Here is a 20597-nt window from a genome sequence, read left to right as displayed (position 1 = left end):
ACCAACTTACATTTGAGCAGGTAATTTCTGTCTCTTCTTATAACTTTATCCTGGAAGCTCTATTCTATGCAGCTTCACATTGAATTGGTATTAGTTTAAATAGGATTATTGTAGGCACTTATCCAGGGCAGAGCTGTTTCAATAAGGTATAGTCAAAATCTACCTGGTAAGGAATTTAGCAATTATCTGGCGTGTGAAAGCAGCATGAAAGATGTTTGAAGTAAATCGGTAGAGCGATTGAGCTAACTCTCGTCAGTTTGATGGATGTCTCAAAGTGCTGAATCTTGTCAAATTGTTAGGAAAGAAAACATTTAATTTAAAACTTGTGGAGTATTTATGATCCAAATACCAATCATTCGCCAAATCCTATTAGATGCCGATACTGGATTGCTATCATATCTTAGTCAACAACTTCAAACACAGAGCTTTTCCCATTTTAAAGCCCAGTTTGGTTTTCATGTAGACGAGTATTGTACGCAAGTTACCTCTAATGACCATTCTTCAGAAATACAAACGATACTTTTGTTCACTCTGAAGCTATCGATTGTTGTAGATAGCCAAACTCGCTCAGATGAGGCGATGTTACACGCTCTTGAGTTTCAAGAATTGCTAGATGCACAAATTATTAGATGGAGCCAGGACAGCGAAAAACTACTTAAACCAATCTCAGAAATTAAAGGGGCGCTCAGTCAACTGTCAGAAATACCGTTCCACGGTGGCTATCTTCCAGGTTTCGATATTCATCGCCAATTTACTCTAGTTTACAGTGCTGGTACTACACAGGTAAGCCAGTCAGATGAGCAGACATTGGAACCTCAATCTTCTTTGCATAGGCCAGGCGAACGCACTCCCCAAAGCGGACAGTACGAACTAATAAATTCTGATGGAGACGGCACAGGGTTAGAGATAACATCAATTAGTGGGCATCCGTTTCCTCCAACAACTGAACCTGACCAATCATATAGGTTAGTTGACCCCACTCTTCACAAAAAGTCTAATAGATAGCAGAGTGAACCTTTGGCGATCGCATTAACTATAGTTATGATGTCTAATTCCATATTGATATCGGCAGATAATGGTAGTGAAAGCCAAAGTGTCCATCTTTTGTGCAAGTTTTGGATTCGCCCTCTATTGAATCTTGTTAAATATTTATTTCGGGCGAAGAAAGTACTTTCGCTTTCATTTGCTGTAACTCATGCAGCGTGATGTTAGCATCCGAGGGATTAAATTTGAAGTATTTAGTTAAACTGCCAATGCGATAATTGAAATTCTGGTAGGGTGTTTAAAATATAGTTTAACATTACCCCGGTGTGGTCAAGTTCCAAGTATTTGAAGGCAGTTTTTTTAGCTATCATTCAAGCTTGATAATGGAGTAAGAGTTATCGGCGTAGGGAAGGATTGAGAATCTTGTCAGTGTTCACTAATAGCATATTATCTGCCATCTCAGTGGCTATTCATCAAATCAAGAATGGAACTGCGATCGCTATACAGCCAATGTTCATACTAGCTAAAATAAATCTGAGAGTAGGCAATAAAAATTAATAAACATCAAAAATGCTTGAGAAAGAAGTTAATGTCAGAGATAGTTTTCACTCAAAACAGCCTGGAGGCGGCAGCGAGCCAAATAGTTTTGATTGTAAAGAAGCATGGTATCCCATCCATTATCTGGAGGACTTAGACAAATCAAAACCAACCCCTTTTACAGTGTTGGGAAGAGATATTGTAATTTGGTGGGATAAACTTGCCCAATCTTGGAGAAGCTTTGAAGACCAGTGTCCTCATCGTTTAGCACCGTTGTCCGAAGGCAGGATTAGTGATGAAGGGCTGTTGGAATGTCCCTATCACGGTTGGGCTTTTTCTGGCGATGGAAATTGTCAAAGGATTCCTCAGCAAGTCAAAGGTGGAACAGCAGAGACATCAAAACGCGCTTGTGTGGCATCATTACCAACTATTGAAAAGCAAGGACTGCTATTTGTATATCTTGGTGAATATGAAAATGCCGCCAAAACCGAAGTCCCAATAATTGAACCATTAGAAGAATCTCCCGAAGGATGGGTTTTAATTAATACATTTAGGGATGTGCCTTATGATGCATTAACACTCTTAGAAAATATACTTGATCCTAGCCACATATCCTTTACACATCATAAAACGGTAGGAAATAGGGCAAATGCAGCACCTTTGGAACTTGAAGTCATTGAATCTGGTAAACATGGATTCAAAGGGATTTGGAAACAAGGTTTGAAATCAGGGCAATCAGGAGAGTTATCTACAACCTTCGTCGCTCCAAGTTTAATGTGGCATGACATCAACTCCCAGCGCGGCAGAATTCTAACCGTTGTTTATGCTACACCCATACGTAAAGGAGAATGTCGTGTATTTGCACGTTTTCCTTTCAAGTTTCCTGATAAACTTCCAGGTTGGTTTATTAAGCTCAGACCACGCTGGTATTACCACATTGGACAAAACGGTGTTTTAGAAGACGATCAAATTTTTCTCCACTATCAGGAAAGGTATCTTGAAGCTAAAGGAGGTAGCCCTAACTTTACTAAAGCCTTTTACCTTCCAACCAAAGCAGATAGTTTTGTATTTGAGTTGCGTCAGTGGGTAAACCAATATAACGCTGAACCATTTGGCAAAGAGACTTTTTCTTCCCCATTGCCAAAGTCCGTGCTGTTGGAGAGGTATCATTCTCATACAGAAAAATGTGCCAGTTGTAGCTCGGCGCTTTCGATTATTGAGCGATTGAGATTTGGGAGTGGAGTTGCAACAGTACTTACTTTGGCTTGGACTCCAATGCTTTTTTTATTTTTTCAGACAACATCAGTTGTAGTTGTTGTGATTGAAACTGTAGTTCCCTTAATCTTTGGACTAGCATGGATCGGACTTAGTAAGTTAGTTATTCAGTTTTATGATGGACGAACCGTACCTCCACGAAACCGACCGGAAAAAAACTGAAATCTAAATAATAGCAAAAAAATATGACTAAGCTAATCTTAATTACAGGCATAAGCAAAGGTCTAGGTTATGCAATGACTGAAGGTTTTATTCAACAGGGGCATACTGTTATTGGTTGCGCCCGTTCATCAGATGCTATCGATTGAAGATTTTACAACCAATGCCGATTATCCTGGGATTCCTGGTTATGCGGCGGTGGTTACTCAACAACAATTGGCTGACTACGAATACAACTGCAATATTCGCCGTTATGCTGATAATACCCCACCGCCAGAACCTCAAGATGTGCGATCGCATCTTTTGAGTGGTGTACCCAAGTCTGAAGTGGATGCAAAGCTAGAATTGTTTACTAGTTACGGTTTTGACCCAATGACTTTGTTGCAACGGCGGAAGGGCTAAACGTGGAAAAACGCTGTCCAGATAATTAGTTATGATTCCTACAATCATTGCACCCCACCCCGCCAAAGCTACGCTTTGTTTCCCTTCTCCGCAAACCTACGGTGTAGACACAAATGCGATCGCCGAAATAACAAATGCGTTCGCCAAAGTAACAAATGCGATCGCCGAAATAACAAATGGGTTCGCCAAAGTAACAAATGCGATCGCCGAAATAACAAATGCGATCGCCAAAATAACAAATGCGATCGCCGAAATAACAAATGCGATCGCCGAAATAACAAATGCGTTCGCCAAAGTAACAAATGCGATCGCCGAAATAACAAATGGGTTCGCCGAAATAACAAATGCGTTCGCAAAAGTAACAAATGCGTTCTCCGAAGTAACAAATGAGTTCTCCGAAGTAACAAATGAGTTCTCCGAAATAACAATGTGTTATGCCGTAGGCTAACGCACCTTGATAGAACTTACGCACTCAGATCCCCCACCGTCCTTAAAAAGTGAGCTTTAAACGTTCCCTCCTTTTTAAGCTACGGCGTCCACACAAGTCGAATTACCCCCCTTAATCCCCCCGATGTATTGGCGGGAAACAAGAGATTCTCGTTCCCTCCCCTTTACAAGGGGAGGGTGAACCCACTTCGATGCAAGTGCGCGAACTCGGTAATCATTGGGGTTCATGTAATCCAAAAGGTGATATTTATTTCCACTGGCGTGTTGCTTTGCTTCCTAGTTCCATGATTGAATATGTAGTCGTTCATGAAATGGTTCATTTAATTTAACCCAACCACAATAGAGACTTTTGGGACAGGGTAGAGCGAATCTTACCTGACTACGTGGATAGAAAAGAGTGGTTGGCGAAAAATGGCGCAATTTTTAGTTTATAAACAAATGGAGAATAACGGATTTGAACCGATGGCCTCTGCGGTGCGATCGCAGCGCTCTACCAACTGAGCTAATTCCCCTTAATCGGTGCCAAGTCAAGAGTAATATCACTTATTAACTCAATACACTATCACCAGAGAGTATTCTAACATTCAGTTACCGATGGCTGAAGCTGTTTTTAGGAATAAACCTTCTGCACACGTTCGAGTTCCAAATCACTGAGATAATCAACAGTCCAGTTACAGCAGCGCTGGAGCATATGGAATGGGTAAGTATTCGCTACACCTACAACTTGCATTTGCGATCGCTTCGCTGCTGCTATACCTGCTGGAGTATCTTCAATTGCCAGACACTCTTGTGGTTGAAGATTCAATTCGGGATATTCTTGATTTAGACGTTTCACTGCCAGTAGATAACCATCGGGTTCTGGTTTACTGGTGGTGATGTCATCACCTGTGACGATAATTTTAAAATATTTGCTTAGTTTAGCTCGATGGAGTACCAATTCTATTTCTTTGCGAACAGCGCCACTAACTAAACCTAGTTTCAGATTCCGCGATCGCACTTGAAATATTAAGTCTTCTACACCTGGATATAAAGGCAGTCTCTCTATTTTCTCTAGTTCCACCACATACGCTTGAGCTTTGCGGTACAGCAACTGAGTCAAATAGTTTTCGTTATCTACTCTACCACGATTAGCGAGTAATTGCTGAAAACAAGCGCGATCGCTGCGTCCAAGAGAAGCTTGACGCTCATCAACCCGTTGGGGTTGGAGATTTTCTTCAATCAGAATCTCATCTATCAGTTGCAGGTGGATTGGCTCATCGTTAATGATCACACCATTAAAATCAAAGAGAACTGCCTTTAAACTCATGCCATTATGCCAAACGCTGGAGATCCAAGTCCCTCCAAATCATTATTATCTATTGATGTGGCAGTATACTGGCGGACATTTGCGGTTGCTATTGGTTTAATGCCGCTAGTTACTTGATTTATCCACCAGACATCCTGCGATCGCACAGCTTCAAATCCGGCTGCACCCATATTCGCCTCCATGCTACCAGCAGCATATTCACGAATATATGGCTCCTCAAAAACATCATTAAGCCATTCTAACTGACGCAGAGTCTTCTGATTACCATCTAGAATTAATACTTGCCCTCCAGTTACCAGCAAGCGGAAGCTTTCCCGCAGAATTGCTAGAGACACCGCATCTGGTGTTTCGTGGAATAGCAAAGAAGCTGTCACTAAGTCAAAGTCAGCGTCACTTAAACCAGTTTTTTCAGCATTCCCGTGTCGCCAGACGATATCTAAACCAGCATTTTTAGCTTTATCTTCTGCCCTTACCAGCATATAGGGTGATAAATCTAAACCTATAACTTCTGCTTGGGGGAAAGCCTGCTTTAACATTAAAGTAGTGGAACCCGTGCCGCAACCTAAGTCAAGTATGCGTCGTGGTTTTACCTTGACGGCATCAACTAAAGCCTGACGGACAATACTTTCATTGGGTGGCAGAACATATTGGGTAATCGGATCGTAACTAACTGCTGCACCGTAATTGACATATCCGCCTGTAATACCGTGAAAGTTTTGACTGCTGTAGTACGCGGGAACTATGACATCATCTCGTCGAAAGCGATCGCACTCTTTCTCCCAGTCAATACTATCAGCGTAACGCCGTAACCCGTCTTCATCAATCAAAAGACGCACTACAGGGGATAAAAAACGTTCCCAGATTGTATCTTGACGTACTGCCATATTGTGTCAGAACTTTAAAGAGCTATTTAAGCGGAATTATTTTCTTTACAAATTTTAATACATCTGGGAAACATTGGCTTTCTATCTGTGGTATTGGGTTGACGTTTGTAACTGAACGCACTACACCAGCACTACAATTATATTACTCCTAAAAGTAGTTATTCAGCTTCACAAAAATTGAGCGAGCCAAATGAAAGACAATACAACATTTAAATTGTTACAACTAACTAGGTAATGGGTTATAAAGCATAGCGATAATTACCAGTGCCCTATACCTAATCCAAAATCTAAAATTTAAAATCCAAAATAGAAGAGATTATGCCCTACGAAAAGTTAGAAATTACCACACCAGCACCCGTTTTATCTTGGGCAAATCACTCTTTGGGACCAGAAGAAACTAAGATGGCAAAAAATGTGGCGTCGCTACCATTTGTATTTAAGCACGTGGCATTAATGCCAGATGTTCACTTAGGAAAAGGTGCCTTAGTGGGTTCTGTAATTGCAACCAAAGAGGCAATTATCCCAGCTGCTGTCGGTGTAGATATTGGTTGTGGGATGAGTGCGATAAAAACATCGTTTACAGCCGAGCAACTGGAAGGTAAACTGAAGAAAATCCGTCTGGATATTGAAGCAGCAATTCCTACTGGATTCAACGAAAACAAAGACGTTGAAAAATCTGTTATCAACTGGCAACACTGGGATGATTTTAAAGACTTGCATCGCGGCGTGCAAGACCTACAAAGTAAAGCAATGAAACAGATGGGTTCCCTCGGTGGAGGAAACCACTTTATTGAAGTGTGCCTCGATACAGAGAATCAAGTTTGGCTAATGCTGCATTCTGGTTCGCGCAACATCGGCAATAAACTAGCCCAGTGTCATATTCATACAGCCAGAGAATTAGCAAAAATGGCAGGTAATAAATTGCCTGACCCTGATTTGGCTCACTTTGTCGCTGGTACGCTAGAATTCCAAGCATACTGGCACGATTTGCAATGGTCACAAGACTATGCGCGTGTCAACCGCGATGTAATGATGGCGCGTTTTAAGCACATAGTTGAGAAGCATTTAGCAGGTGGGAAGGCAACTAAACCTTTATTGCAGGTTAATTGTCATCACAATTACGCTGAAAAAGAAGTGCATTTTGACGAGGATGTATATGTTACTCGTAAGGGTGCAGTCCGCGCCCAGACTGAAGATTATGGGATTATTCCTGGTTCGATGGGGGCAAAGTCTTTCATCGTTAAGGGTAAAGGTAATGCCCACAGTTTCTGTTCTTGTTCCCACGGTGCAGGGCGTTTGATGTCAAGAAATAAGGCAAAAAATGTTTACACACTTGATGATTTGATAGAGCAAACAAATGGCGTGGAATGCCGGAAAGATGAGGGTGTGTTAGATGAAATTCCTGGTGCTTATAAGCCGATAGAACAAGTGATGGAAAATCAAGCAGATTTGGTTGAAGTTGTAGCAACACTTAAGCAAGTTCTTTGTGTTAAGGGCTAAATTTAGTAGGGTGGGTAATGCCCACCTTTTTTATTTTTTTAAATGCAGAGGTACGCAGAGGTAAGTGCAAAGGTACGCGGAGGAATAAATGATTGTTTTAAGTGAATTGACTGAACAAATAGAGGTATCTGCCAGCGCTAGCGAAAATAAATTCATGACTGAGGCTGCCCAATTATTAGGGTGCAAAGTCTACCATATCCCGCGAGATTTTGAACGGTGTGGTACAGCAGAAAATGCTCTGTAGCACATTCCTAACTATCCTAAAACAACTGCTGGTATCTGGATAGGATATATTCCTGAATTTGAGCGTTACAAAGCCATATATCATGCAGCCTTGGCTAAGGGGATAAAACTACTCAATAGTCCTTTAGAACAACAGACAGCACAAGAGTTTGATCTATTTTACCCTCACTTAAAAGGATTGACACCTGACAGCTTAGTACTTACCTCAACAAACGAATGTATTGAGGCTGGTGAATTATTAGGATTTCCTGTGTTTGTTAAAGGCGCAGTTCAATCTAGAAAAATGCAAGGATGGGAGTCTTGTGTAGCGAATAATCACGAGGAATTAGTTAGACTGACAGAATTGTTATTAAAACTTAAATATAGTTCACGAGGTAGAGTTATTATTAAGAAATTAGTAAAATTTTTGCATAAACGCCTAGCCCCAAATGGCTTTCCAATGGGAAGAGAATTTAGATGCTTTATTTATAATCAGCAGATTCTAAAATATGGATATTATTGGGATGGGCAAGATGACTTGAGCAAGTTATCAAAACAGGAAGAGACGCAAGTATTAAAGTTGGCAATCCTAGCTTCTGAACGCCTTGGAGTTCCTTACATAGCAATTGATATCGGGCAATTAGAAAGTGGAGAATGGATTGTGATAGAAACAGCCGATGCCCAATTTGCTAGTCTGAGTCACATTCCTGCACTTGAATTGTGGAATAAGTTAAAAGATATACGTTACTGATGGTTTTAATGCGAAACTATATAATTTCATCACGTATTAGCTTACTATCTTTTTTGTAGTAGCTCACCAGTAGGTAGGCAACATGAAATCTGAACAGCTCTCAGCCATTCATGTGGCAAACGAAAATTTTGTGCCGATTGCCAAAATTAAAAGCAGAGTATCGTCAAAAAATTGAAGCAGAGACAACAGAGCAAGGTGCTTGGTATGAAAATCTGACTTTTTTGTAACTGGTCGAAAGGTTTAGAATAAACTCTAACTTTCTATTGTATTTAGCCAATTCATCAAATCAGCTTCACTGGCGAAATCTAGTAATACTTCACCCAAGTTTTCTAACTGAGCTAGGGACAACTCTTGCAATCGAGATTGTAATTGAGAATTAATTAAACCGAGCCGACGATTTAATAGACGTATCACTAGCCTCAGTTCTGATTGTCTCCCTTGTTCAATACCTTGTTCAATACCTTGTTCAATACCTTGTTCTCTCCCTTCTTGAAGTCCTTCTTGGAGAATTTCTTGATAAATGGCAGATTCTCTCATATCTTCTCTCCTCAAAAACTGACGAATGAGTTCTGGCTCGAATACCAACCCTGCTAGAAGTTGGGTACATACCGAGATACTTTGCTTGATGGCTGCTTCTTCAATCATACTCACCTGAACTGCTACCTGTTGAAGTAAGCTTTGAGGAGAATCTGTTCGCGCCAAAGTTGCCAGAGGTAATAAACCAGGAGATGCTAGCAACGGTTGTGGATCTTGTTCCCAAATTCCGATGACGCGGTAATGGTGGGTAGTATTGCAAGCAGTAAATTGATCTACAAATACAGCTTCTGAAGTTGTGGGTTTAAGAAAAATTACTACTTGCTCGATATCGCAATTGTATTGTCGATATAGCCGCACCCAATAGTCCAACATCCGCAGTGGCAAGGGTGGAGTCGATGCTGGTAAGGTTTGAAACTCTAAATGCAGTATTTGATTGGCAGTTTGCAAAAAGGTTACTGAGTCGGCACGAATTGGTTCTTGATTTAATTCTGTTTTGAGAATTTGAATATCCGTTGCCCCAGATGCAAGTAAGTAGCGGATAAAATCTTCTGGATACTGCTCAACCAGATATTTCAGGGTGTTGTCGTATGTCACTGTGATATGAGTTTGGATGTAAACTCATGTAGAGACGTGATATCGCTACATAGTTTGTCCATCAAAAATTTAAGTATAAGTATTGTTTTTTGTTAGCGCTACTCTACGACAAACTGCTGCTCGCTCATAGCGCTAACATTTAAATTTGGTGTCTTTTCAAAATTACATTGTCAAAGATTGAGGATTCGTCTCAATCAATTTCGCTAAATCTTGCAAGAATGCCGCAGCATGGGCACCATAAATAATCCGATGGTCAGAAGTAATATTGACTTGCATTTGTTGGCGCACGCCAAATAAACCGTCGGCTGTTGCTACCACTTGCGGACGGGATGCCCCGATCGCTAAAATTGAACCTTGTCCAGGTGGTAAAATCGCATCAAATTTGTCTACGCCAAACATCCCCAAATTTGACAGGGTAAAAGTACCACTGTTGTATTCTTGGGGCTGTAGTTGTTTTGCCCTCGCACGTTCTACCAAAGACTTCCAAGTACGCGATAGAGAATATATATCCACTGCGTCGGCATTTTGCAGCACGGGTGTAATCAATCCGCCATCATCCATCGCTACTGCTACGGAAATGTTGATATCAGAATGATAAACAATGCCCTGTTCTGAGTAGCTAGCATTTAACAGTGGGTGTTTTTGCAATGTCACCGCTACAGCTTTCGCCAGTAACGCCGTCATTGTCACACCTTTGGATTTAATTTGTTTATAAAGTTTGTCTAATCCATCGGTGGTAATTGTATAACCGACACGGAAGACGGGCACGGATATGGTGGCTACCATATTCCGCACTACGGCATTTTGGAAGGTAGTTAGAGGCACGATTTGACCAGGAACAGCCGCTACCACTGGTGCTGGTGAGGCAGCTGGGGCTGGGGGTGCAACTGGAGTGCTGGTTGGTACAGGTGCTGGTGAGGCAGCTGGGGCTGGGGCGGGTTGTTTGCCCTTATTGGACAATGCTTCCACATCTTCGGCGACAATGCGGCCGTGGGGGCCAGTGCCTTGGAGAGTAGTTAAATCAACTTTGAGTTCTTTGGCTAACTTGCGGGCACGGGGTGAAGCTACAAGCCTTCCTTCTTTGTGGTTAGATCCGTTTTGAGACGCTAAGGCAGGTGTTGCGGCTGTGGCGGTGGCAGGGATTGGTTCAGGGGAAGAGGTAGTAGTAGCAGCCACGCCGCCAGAATTGGCAAGAGATTTCGCCTGTTCAATTTCAGCTTCCGTTTCGGCAATAAAGGCGATCGCAGATCCTACCGGGGCAGTTTCACCAGCTTCAACTATGATATGGGCTAGAAATCCCTCATAAAAGGTTTCTACATCCATATCTGCCTTATCTGACTCTACAACCACCACTGTTTCGCCTTTTTCCACTTTGTCACCTGGCGATTTCACCCAGGAAACGATTTTGCCTTCTGTCATGGTAGAACTCAGCGCCGGCATAAATACTTCGTGAATGCTCATAGGGTGGTTTGGGAATCAATGGTTTATGGACTTTAACAGCTTTTGTCAGATCGAATTGTATCTTGAGAAAAGAATTTTGGACTGGATGATTTTATATTTTAGGTTGGGCATGGGGCATTGGAGGAGATGAGGGAGCAGAGGGAGAGTTCCTAACTCTGCCAATTTTAGATTTATTCTGCAATCCAAAATCCAAAATCGTTCGACTAAGCGACTTGCCTTGAGCGTTCCGCAGCGTCTCTAAGAGTTGCCGAAAGGAGCCGAAGTCCAAAATCCAAAATCCAAAATTCAAAATCTAAAATTGAATCACCCTTGACTTTAGGAACCTAAATATAACTTAGAGGTCTATAATACAGAGCTATCCTCAATGGTTAGTAAGACTTAAACAAAAAACACCCAGAAAGAAGCCTCAAATCCTTATACAGAGAGATTTTGACATCATTTTGCTTAGTTTATTGATATATTTGAAGTTTGGGCCATTATTTAGCGCTTAGTGTATTTCCCTTACCCTGCATGGGTTTGAGGCTTGTTATCACGAAAAAATGTCTAAGTTCCGTTTGCCAATACCTCGTTTTAGTCGTTGACTTGCAAAAACCACCACGAGTTTCTCACAGATTAAATGGGAATGCTATTTATATTCCTCATAACCACTTCTTAAGATACAGGAGCTTCTCACAGGTAGAGGATATAAAATGCAGTTCAATCTAGAATTCAAAATTGGTAATAAACCTATTTGAAATTCCTGTTTACTTTTATGTCGGCAAAGTTGAAATTCTTTTTGATCATGATACTAGGTATCTTTGCCACTGCTGGCGCTGGAATTTATTTTATCCAGCGCCAGCCATCTACACTGATTGTTGAGACTAGTGATGGACAAACCCAGCAGGTGGCAGCAATACATCAGTCTCAGGAGGTTGTGGTATACCCAGAGCGTTCCGATTATAAAACTATACCTCTAGAAAAGCTCAACTCATCTCTCCAAGGTAGTGATCCTGCTACCCTCGCCTTGAATGCCTTTGACGATATAGCATCAGTGGGAGAAACGCGAAAGGTAGAGGTAGATTATCCGCAACGAAATCAGGCCTTTGTGACGATTACGCAAATCAAACGAGGTGATAATTTAGTTGGTACAGTTAAATATCGAGTTGAGATGACCACCTTTGGGCGATCGCTTTTTATTAGCTCACCTCCAGTATGGCAAATTGTTTGGGCTGGCTCCCAGGTGGAATGTTGGGCTGGGAGCCACTCGCACACTAAGTTAAATCACATTTGTCGGTAATTAAAAGTCTGCCAATTTTAGATTTTGAATTTTGGATTTTGGATTAAAGGAAAAATCTAAAATCTAAAATCTAAAATTGAATAACTCATAACTTTCTAAATGTCGCCGCGAATTTCTTCTACAACGCCATCGCGCAGAACGATTTCGACCTGCATTTTACTAATTAGGTTATCACCGATTTCTACCCGGAAAAAGCCTTCCATTTGGAATTGGTTAACTTCCTGATCTTGTTGGAGAAACTGTACTTGCTGCAGATTTTGCAGCAACTGATTTTTCTGCTCTAGAAATTCACTTTTCTTTTGATTGACTTGGAGTTGGATATTGTCAATTTGTTGGAGGGTCTGAGGGCCAGGTGGTTGCAGACTCTGCTTTTGAATTGCCGCGATCGCTCTTTGTCCTTCAACATCTAGCTGTTGCAGTTGTTGGTCAAGTTGATTGATTTGCGTTTGTAACTGCTGTTGTACTTCCTCTTTCCAGAGGGGAGTCACAATGACTTTGACGTTAACGACGCGTTTCAGGAGCAAATTAGATTTGGAGACATCCATAAATATTTCACGTTCACTCTTACAGTTATCAGGTGGAATCATCAGGCAAACATGCCGTCAATAATATCGCGATAGCGTTCCGTAACGACGTGTCGTCGAACTTTCAGTGTTTGTGTCATCAAGCCATTTTCAATGGAAAACTGTTCCAGAATGAGTTTGAACGTTCCGATGCGGTCATCCGGTCGAAAGCCTGGACGATTTTGCACTTCCCGATTCAATTCTTGCCGAAATAAATCCTGGATCATTCTACTCTCCAAGTCAATTTTTTGACTATCTGAGGAAGTCACCTGATCATTCTGCGTATCCAGGATCAGATTCTGGCTTGCTGCCCATTTTTCTAAAGCTTCGACATTGGGGACAATTAAGGCTCCCAGGCTGCGCTGATCTTGGCCAACGAGCATAATTTGATCGATGTATGGCGATCGCAAACACGCATCTTCAATTGGCTGTGGCTCGATGTTTTCCCCGTTAGTCAATACAATCGTATCCTTTGCCCTGCCAGTCAGCACCAAGTCGTCTTCTGGTGTCAACCAACCCAAATCGCCGCTATCAAACCAACCTTCAGCATCAATTGCTTTCGCTGTCGCTTCGGGATTTTGGTAATAGCCTTGCATAATCTGCGGCCCCCTCAACAATAGCAAGCCTCGCTTCTCTACTGGTAGAGGTACTTTTGTCTCAGGATCTACGATTTTAGCTTCTGTAGCTGGAAGTGGTAGCCCTGATGCACCAATCAAATTTCGCCAAGGACGCCGCACATGGGTAACGGGAGAAGTTTCTGTCAAGCCATAGCCTTGCAAAATCTGCACACCAATAATTTCAAAGAAGTTATCTATGTGTCTGGGAAGCGCACCACCGCCGCTAATCATCTGCTTAACTTGTCCTCCTGTGGCTTCTCGCACCTTGGCATAAACCAGTCGTTCTCCCAAGGCATGGAGGGGTAATAAAGCTGATGCTTGTATCCTAGCTGCTAATCGTTCGACAGATGAAGCATGAAGATTATTTAAACTCAATCCCTGAGCAACTCGCCGCGCTTTGATATATTTATCGCTAATGCCCAATAAAAAGTTAATTAGGCGTTGCTTATTCGCTGGTTGTTCGCGGAATTGCTTTTGAACTCCTTCATAAATTGATTCCCATAGGCGGGGTACACCCACCATGTATTTGGGTTTAAATTGTCTCAAATCCCCCTTCACAGAGCGCAAATTGGTATAAACTTGCGTGCAACCTTGAGATAATACGTAATATTCAACTGTTCGTTCGTAGCTGTGCCACGAAGGTAGGATACTGAGAACGATATCACCCGCGTTTGGTTGCAATACTGTCCCCAATGTTGTTACTTGGTGCATCAAGTTGTTATAAGACAGCATTACACCCTTGGGTTTACCCGTGGTCCCAGAGGTATAAATTAGGGTTGCCAATGCGTCACGATTTTGTTTAACTGGCACAAAATTATGATTTTTCCCAATTTCGATCAACTGGACAAAGTTCAGCACCTTTAGGGTTTCGTCCGTTGGTGGTGCTTCATCCGAAAGTAAGATGACTACCTGAATTGGTAAATCTTTGAGGCGGTCTTGTAGTTTTTTAAATGTTTTTAAATCCTCAACTACTATTGCTGTACTACCACTATTAGCAATAATAAACAGCAGTTCTTCTTTTTCCGCTTGGGAGCTACGCACCGTATCAACTCCCCCAGCAGTCATTATGCCTTGATCGGCAATAAACCAGCGAGGACTGTTGTCAGCAATTAAGGAAATGCGATCGCCAACTTTTACTCCCAAGGTCTGCAACCCAGCAGCAAATAGTTGTATTTGCTCTGCTAGCTGGGTATAAGTAATTGCTACTTCTGGTTTAGCATGAGGGTTGCGGAGGGCAACAACATCACCAAATCGTTGAACTGCCAAAGGCCAAATTTCTGGCAACGTTTCCACATTTGTGTAATCTATCAACCGCTTTAATGCCTCGCGTTCGCGCTCACTGATGTTAGATAAAAAAGAAGACGCAGTTTGGGTTTTTGACATAACACCTTACCTAAATATCATAAACTGATCGTTTTCCAGTTTATTTTGTTATTCCGCTACAATAACCGTCCTTATTATCCACATTTCCTTCTGTGTATAATAATTCCAGGAATTCCACGTTTATATTTACAAAAATTTATGTTAAGCTTAATTTACATAGACTGCAAGCAATAGATTGACTAAACATCAATGCTATACATATATTCTGCTTGCGTTTAAGAACAGCGATGTCTACGATGGGCTAAGCCTACAGCTATTTCTCACAGGGGATGATTACCTATGAATTTGATAGACACTATACTGCTAACGCTGCTCAATATTGCTGCTTGCATGGCGTTACCTAAGGTTTTAGCTATCCTTCTGGCTGATAAAACCAAACTTACTGAAGCGTTGCCGAATTGTTCCAAATTACAAATAGTCAGAGTCGAACTTACTAGTTTTCCTTATTGTACAGCTTACGCACTAACAGGCAGCCAATTCTGCAAATTCAGTCCTGATTTTTGTTCAAAGTGTTCTCCTAATTGATCGACTATTTGCAAGTAAAAATTGCTCGGCACTTAAAATTAGCTTTCAATTAACTTTTTAAGACACATTCATTCTAATTTCATAAAATCTCCTAAGTATAGCGTAGGCGTAGCCCACCGTAGGCATCGCTCGTTTATATGCAATACACTGTGACCTCACTTCTAACCCTCTTTTGTCACTTTCCGGGAGGACGATTGCTAGAAGCCTTATGAGGCAATCAATACAAGCTATACTATTAGAAAAAAATGGGTCTTGTATTTGTTATTAGAAAAGAATCGCGCGATCGCTTGCTATACAAAAGCTCTAGAATTCAAAAATGGCAAATGTTTTCGGAGAGTGACAGAAGAGGGTTAAAAGGCTACAGTGTACACACAAGTCGGAAAAACTTCATCCATCAAAGATTTGCGGTTCAGCAGCGCTCTTGGTAGGGTTTACCGGAGCAGGCAACTGCTGTTATCGCAGCGTAAAGCCTGTGGCATGGCTTCGCTTAGAGCGACGCAGGAGCGTCACCCGTACCCTTCGGGAAGCAAGCTACGCGTAGCGTCTCCGATAGGAGAAGGGTGCGTTACGCTGGTGTGACAAAACTAAATTGTTACAATCATGGCGATGCCTGCGGTGGTCACTGAGCGGCTGGTGAGCGCAGTCGAACCATGTCGTACTCCTACGGAGAAGCAAGCTACACGCAGCGTCTTGTAGAGAAGTGCGGGCTACGCTAACGTATTTGTTATTACGGCGTACGCATTTGTTATTTCGGCGTACGCATTTGTTATTTCGGCGAACTCATTTGTTATTACGGCGTACACATTTGTTATTTCGGCGAACCCATTTGTTATTACGGCGTACGCATTTATTATTTCGGCGAACCCATTTGTTATTTCGGCGTACGCATTTGTTGTTTCGGCGAACTCATTTGTTGTTTTGGCGTATGCATTTGTTATTTCGGCGAACTCATTTGTTGTTTTGGCGTCTCTATAACGAACCCTACGAAACAACTAGAAGAGTTAAAACCTATGCTGGTCATACTTGTGTGTACACCGTAGCCTAAAAAGAGAGAGGCTTTGAATCTTACTCCCCAACGCTACAAGGATTGGGGCTGTTCTTGTTAGGTCTGTACTGGACTTAACACAGAACTGCTATATAGATCCGAGTAATTTTCTACCTAAGTATGATTACTGTATGGGTAATTCCTTGATTAATTGCCCCACGAGTCAAATCGGAATTTTTTGCAGGAAGTTAGAAGCTTTGAGTATTCTGACTCCTTAGCGGAGCTTTGCTTCCTTTGCTCTTAGCTTCTGGCTCCCCTTACTACGACCATACTGCAAACTAATTGCATATCAGCTTACCCTTCTTCTGACGGAGACGCTATGCATAGCAAGCTTTAAGAGCTTGTCATTACCAACATATCTTAACTCTCCATTTCGTTGCTATAGAGCAATACGCTTGGGTTAAGCATTTTTATTATTCTCTCTGTGTCCTCTGCGCCTCTGTGGTAGCCTGCGGCAAGCTCTCCGGGTGACCCTCGTTCCGACGCTCGTTCCTCGCTATCGCTAACGCTGCGCTTACAGCAGTCGCTCATGGAGAGCTCCTGCGGTGGACGGACTCAACAAGGCTTTTACTACATCTTTGCTTATTTGCCGTTTTACTCAGTATAATTACTAATTGAAGTCCAGCTACAGATATAACTAATATAACAATTGACATAAGACTTGTTAAATCTATTACATGACAGTCAAGCAGCTTGTAATGCTTAAGCAGCAAGAAGTTGGTCAGTTTATTCAGAAACTTCACAAACTTCTAGTAGCCTGTCAATCAACAAATGATGGGTAGGGAGCAAGGCAAAGAGGAGCCACTGCGTTGTGGTGAATCCAGCGCTGTAGGCGGGTTTCCCGCCGTAGGCGACTGGTGTTAGCGCAGCGTTAGCGAGTCAGACGCTCCTACGTCGCTTTAAGCGTTGGCGCAGCCTAAGAAGAGAAGCCATGCCGCAGGCTTTACGCTGCGCTATCGAGCGTCACCCGAAGGGAGGTTGCTGAGGCAAGGGTAGCGTTCGTGCAGGGTAGCAAGTGGCGTGGAAAGACATGGTGAGGAAGTCGGAGTCTTGGCAGAAGCTTAATAAGATGGGAGAAGAAAGTAAGGAATTGTTGGAGAAGCATTTAACGAGTTAACCATCAGATGAGAATAGGATTATGTACAAAAAATTTCTAGCAACTCTTTTGATGATCAACGCATTAAACTATTAGTTTTAAATCCAAGATTGTACTATGAATCGGAAACAAATCACAGAGTTTTCTCTCAAAGATGGCACGAGGTTTTTAGCTGAAGTTGATGAGCCAGAAAATAGCAATGCTCTTGTACGTGTTGCCAGACCAGACACTGGGCAAATGGTAGTTGAAGCTAAAAAGAGATTTGACGAGGTATTAGATCAAATACAACCTGTAGCTTCAGCAATTATCATCAAACTGAGTCAGCTTAATACACCTGCCGATGAAGTAGAGGTTAAGTTTGGTATTAAGTTAAATGCTGCTGTGGGTGCAATTTTTACTTCTGTAGGTGGTGAAGCTAACTACGAAATTACCTTGAAATGGAAGCAAAACAAGGCATAGTAACGCATGATAGCGAGTACAGATAATTATATTCAAACTTTCAGGTCAGCGATCGCCCGGATTTTTTATCCTAATGGTGCGGTAGTTGGTGTAGGTTTTTTAGTCTCTGGACGAACTCGAAATTACATCCTGACATGCGCTCACGTTGTTACCTCAGTTCTATCTTTACCACAGAATATAGTTGAAGCTCCTAGTAATGATATTTATTTGGATTTCCCCCTAATTGCATCAGGGCAACAACTAAAAGCTAAAGTTGTTTTTTGGCAATCCGTTGTCAGCAATGCATCAACTTCTGAGCCTGAAGATATTGCTGGTTTGCAAATAGAAGGGCAGTTGCCTAAACAAGCACAACCAATCAAGCTCATCTCAGCTAGTAACGTCTGGGAGCATCCTTTCCGCATATTCGGTTTTCCTCGCGGACACAATGATGGTGTCTGGGCCACAGGCGTGTTGCGAGACGGCCAAGGAAAGGGATGGGTGCAACTGGAAGATAGTAAAGTAACTGGCTACAGGGTAGAACCGGGCTTTAGTGGTGCGCCGATATGGGATGAAACCCTTGGAGGAGTAGTTGGTATGGCTGTGGCGGCGGAGAAGCAGCGAGAAGATATCAAGACTGCTTTTATGATTCCTGCGGATGCATTTATCAAAGCATGGGATGAAATAACCTTGCCGATTTCATCAAATGCATATACTCAGAATAATCCGAGCCGGGTACAACAACTAAAAATTAAAACTTTGCAACAACGCTTTGAGGTTCTAAGTAGTGATTATGAGGCAGCTTACAATCAACTTAACTATACACTCAGCGCAGGCGATCGCAATATCATTCAACGCCAAATAAATACCATATTAGAAGAACTTGAGCGAGTAGAAAGCGAACTTAATGCCATAAGCCATTAATTTAATACCTAAATGCAATGACAAATTCTTCAGATTTGCGAAAGAACTATTTAGAGCAGTTAATAGCCCGTTTAAAAACTGATATTGAAAGTCTCAGCGACCAAATAGGGTGGACGGTTAATAATGTAGATAGAAATAAATTGCAAAGGCAACTTAACGATAGATTCGGTGAAATGGAAAAAGCCGAATCAGAGTTAAACCAGTTAAATCAACAATCTGTAGAGCTTGAGCCTGATAAAATCCCATTCACTAATCGGGATGCTGCAATTAATGAGATTACAGCAACTAATTCTCCTCCTTATCGTTTGGTAACAGCACCTGAAGGTTATGGAAAAACAGAATTTCTCAAACATGTCTTGAGGCGGTTTCAAGAATTACAATGGTGTTGTGCTTATGCTTCTATGTCTAGTTATGAAAGTATTGAAGACTTAGAAAAACGATTAGCAAGTTCTCTGCAAATTACGCTCCCAGAAGGGTATGAATTAAGTTGGGGAGAGCGTTTAGGCTTACTATTGCATAGAAATTGGGCTAGATGGCAATCTCAGGATAAAAAAGGTATTGTGCTGCTAATTGATCTGGATGGAAGTGCCCCACAAAAGCAACGTTTAAACGAAATTTTTAATAACTTTAAGGAATTTGCATGGAGAATTGAAAGATGTTTGAAAGAATTAAAGTTCTTTAAAGATAATTCCCGGAGACTTCGAGTTGTGATTGCAGCTCGCTGTCTGATTGATCTCCCCTTAGATCGGACTTTTCCTAAACTAACACTCTCTCCTTTTAACTGGGAAGTGATTCAGGATACAGCAACCAAATATCTCAAGCCCATTGAGATGACTTCTGAAAGTCTTGCTCTACTAGCAGCCCACTTACTGTATTTAACTGGTGGACATCCAGGGGGAATTGCTGAAGCACTAAAAGTTTATCGAGGTGGCGGTTACACAGTTAATTTGTTTTTAAACAGTTATGGCAACCAATTATGGGAAAAAAACCTCAAAAAGTATAGAGACCAGATTAGAGAAAGCTTGACAAAAGAAAATAACCATCTATACGAATCCATTGAGAAATTAAGTATATTTCCCATAATAAATAGTAGTTGCATATTAAAGGAAGCTGTTCAGAGATTTAAGTTACCTTTCAGTGATGACAGTTTTAAATTAAATACTGAACTGACAAAGACATCTATTTTTACTCGTGACAAAACGATTATCAAAGATAGAATGACACGGCGGCTACTAGTTATTGGTCTTCTCCGAGAAAGTTCACCTGAGAGCTTTCAAGAGCTTTGTAAGGAAGCGGCTGAAATCTGCTTAAAATATATTCATGAACTAAAATCAAAGAATGATTCTGCTGTCGCGGGTACTTGGTCTATGCAGTATTTTTTTCAAAGTCTTCAGCAACATGCTGGATATATCAATCGTGGTGCTGATAGTCTGAATTATCGACAAGACCTCCGCAAAACTTTCTTCGATCAAACTGTTGAAGAAACTCTGGAAATATTCCGCAATACAGACCGAGAGCAAACCCATGATTTTCTTTCTACGCTGAAATCTGAAGTAGAACACGACTGGGAATTTCAGTTTGTTGTCAATTACTATCTGCACAATGACGAATATAATGATGCACCCTATAGATATTTAATTCAGAAGCTTGATGAAGCTATTCAAAATAACTAAC

Annotated in this window: 18 protein-coding genes, 1 tRNA gene and 1 pseudogene; 13 read left to right on the top strand and 7 right to left on the bottom strand. The window is 41.6% G+C overall.

Features of this window, described 5'->3' with window-relative positions:
• The first annotated feature begins 336 nt into the window (after positions 1-336).
• The 6 genes and pseudogenes from V7K48_RS05875 to V7K48_RS05850 all read left to right on the top strand — a co-directional run bounded on the left by V7K48_RS05875 (position 337) and on the right by V7K48_RS05850 (position 4238).
• On the top strand, positions 337-1005 hold the full coding sequence (locus V7K48_RS05875; protein ID WP_335070474.1) for a hypothetical protein: 669 nt from the start codon (positions 337-339) through the stop codon (positions 1003-1005).
• Between the two features lie 549 nt (positions 1006-1554).
• Positions 1555-2958 carry an aromatic ring-hydroxylating dioxygenase subunit alpha gene (locus tag V7K48_RS05870; RefSeq protein ID WP_335070472.1) on the top strand — a complete coding sequence of 468 codons (1404 nt, stop codon included), beginning with the start codon at positions 1555-1557 and terminating at the stop codon, positions 2956-2958.
• A gap of 23 nt (positions 2959-2981) precedes the next feature.
• The gene (locus V7K48_RS05865; RefSeq protein ID WP_335070470.1) at positions 2982-3104 is read left to right on the top strand and encodes an SDR family NAD(P)-dependent oxidoreductase; all 123 of its coding nucleotides are present in this window, start codon (positions 2982-2984) and stop codon (positions 3102-3104) included.
• Positions 3091-3357, top strand: a complete 267-nt coding sequence (locus V7K48_RS05860; RefSeq protein ID WP_335070468.1) for a hypothetical protein — start codon at positions 3091-3093, stop codon at positions 3355-3357. The genes V7K48_RS05865 and V7K48_RS05860 overlap by 14 nt, the downstream gene beginning before the upstream one ends.
• A 31-nt stretch (positions 3358-3388) precedes the next feature.
• Complete coding sequence (locus tag V7K48_RS05855; RefSeq protein WP_335070466.1) at positions 3389-3805, top strand: hypothetical protein; 417 nt, start codon at positions 3389-3391, stop codon at positions 3803-3805.
• 190 nt (positions 3806-3995) lie between these two features.
• Positions 3996-4238: pseudogene (locus tag V7K48_RS05850) on the top strand (M48 metallopeptidase family protein).
• A gap of 5 nt (positions 4239-4243) precedes the next feature.
• On the opposite strand, the gene V7K48_RS05845 reads toward V7K48_RS05850, so the two are convergent.
• From V7K48_RS05845 to V7K48_RS05835, 3 genes are all read right to left on the bottom strand, one after another.
• Positions 4244-4316, bottom strand: a tRNA-Ala gene (locus V7K48_RS05845).
• Positions 4317-4414: 98 nt separating this feature from the next.
• Entirely contained in the window at positions 4415-5110 is a 696-nt protein-coding gene (locus V7K48_RS05840; RefSeq protein ID WP_335070464.1) for an HAD family hydrolase, read from the bottom strand.
• A complete protein-coding gene (locus V7K48_RS05835) occupies positions 5107-5994 on the bottom strand; it encodes a class I SAM-dependent methyltransferase (RefSeq protein WP_335070462.1) in 888 nt (295 codons plus the stop codon). The genes V7K48_RS05840 and V7K48_RS05835 overlap by 4 nt, the downstream gene beginning before the upstream one ends.
• Before the next feature lie 318 nt (positions 5995-6312).
• Between V7K48_RS05835 and V7K48_RS05830 the strand changes: the two genes are divergently transcribed.
• The 3 genes from V7K48_RS05830 to V7K48_RS05820 all read left to right on the top strand — a co-directional run bounded on the left by V7K48_RS05830 (position 6313) and on the right by V7K48_RS05820 (position 8467).
• Positions 6313-7494, top strand: a complete 1182-nt coding sequence (locus tag V7K48_RS05830; RefSeq protein WP_335070460.1) for an RtcB family protein — start codon at positions 6313-6315, stop codon at positions 7492-7494.
• An 88-nt stretch (positions 7495-7582) separates the two neighbouring features.
• The gene (locus tag V7K48_RS05825; RefSeq protein ID WP_335070458.1) at positions 7583-7738 is read left to right on the top strand and encodes a hypothetical protein; all 156 of its coding nucleotides are present in this window, start codon (positions 7583-7585) and stop codon (positions 7736-7738) included.
• 177 nt (positions 7739-7915) lie between these two features.
• Positions 7916-8467 (top strand): ATP-grasp domain-containing protein, encoded by a 552-nt coding sequence (locus V7K48_RS05820; protein ID WP_335070456.1) that lies wholly within the window; start codon positions 7916-7918, stop codon positions 8465-8467.
• Between the two features lie 252 nt (positions 8468-8719).
• Here V7K48_RS05820 and V7K48_RS05815 read toward each other — a convergent pair whose 3' ends face one another.
• Together V7K48_RS05815 and V7K48_RS05810 are read right to left on the bottom strand one after the other, a co-directional pair.
• Entirely contained in the window at positions 8720-9598 is an 879-nt protein-coding gene (locus V7K48_RS05815; protein ID WP_335070454.1) for an Rpn family recombination-promoting nuclease/putative transposase, read from the bottom strand.
• Positions 9599-9760: 162 nt separating this feature from the next.
• Positions 9761-11059, bottom strand: a complete 1299-nt coding sequence (locus tag V7K48_RS05810) for a dihydrolipoamide acetyltransferase family protein (protein WP_335070452.1) — start codon at positions 11057-11059, stop codon at positions 9761-9763.
• A gap of 751 nt (positions 11060-11810) precedes the next feature.
• Between V7K48_RS05810 and V7K48_RS05805 the strand changes: the two genes are divergently transcribed.
• Positions 11811-12335 carry a hypothetical protein gene (locus V7K48_RS05805; RefSeq protein WP_335070450.1) on the top strand — a complete coding sequence of 175 codons (525 nt, stop codon included), beginning with the start codon at positions 11811-11813 and terminating at the stop codon, positions 12333-12335.
• A 95-nt stretch (positions 12336-12430) separates the two neighbouring features.
• Here the strand turns inward: V7K48_RS05805 and V7K48_RS05800 are convergent, their stop codons facing one another.
• Positions 12431-12880, bottom strand: coding sequence for a YlqD family protein (locus V7K48_RS05800; protein ID WP_012412623.1), 450 nt, complete (start codon positions 12878-12880; stop codon positions 12431-12433).
• 41 nt (positions 12881-12921) lie between these two features.
• Positions 12922-14898 (bottom strand): AMP-dependent synthetase/ligase, encoded by a 1977-nt coding sequence (locus tag V7K48_RS05795; protein ID WP_335070448.1) that lies wholly within the window; start codon positions 14896-14898, stop codon positions 12922-12924.
• A gap of 2783 nt (positions 14899-17681) precedes the next feature.
• Between V7K48_RS05795 and V7K48_RS05790 the strand changes: the two genes are divergently transcribed.
• From V7K48_RS05790 to V7K48_RS05780, 3 genes are read left to right on the top strand one after another with little or no spacing between them, the layout of a single operon-like run.
• Entirely contained in the window at positions 17682-18023 is a 342-nt protein-coding gene (locus tag V7K48_RS05790; protein WP_335070446.1) for a CU044_2847 family protein, read from the top strand.
• Positions 18024-18029: 6 nt separating this feature from the next.
• Positions 18030-18923, top strand: a complete 894-nt coding sequence (locus V7K48_RS05785) for a trypsin-like peptidase domain-containing protein (RefSeq protein WP_335070444.1) — start codon at positions 18030-18032, stop codon at positions 18921-18923.
• A 17-nt stretch (positions 18924-18940) separates the two neighbouring features.
• Entirely contained in the window at positions 18941-20596 is a 1656-nt protein-coding gene (locus V7K48_RS05780; protein WP_335070442.1) for a hypothetical protein, read from the top strand.
• Position 20597: the final 1 nt, after the last annotated feature.

The sequence above is a fragment of the Nostoc sp. genome (assembly GCF_036919615.1).
Classification (GTDB): domain Bacteria; phylum Cyanobacteriota; class Cyanobacteriia; order Cyanobacteriales; family Nostocaceae; genus Nostoc.
The sequence above is the reverse complement of the archived record's forward strand: the minus strand, read 5'-3'. Positions and strand labels throughout refer to the sequence as shown.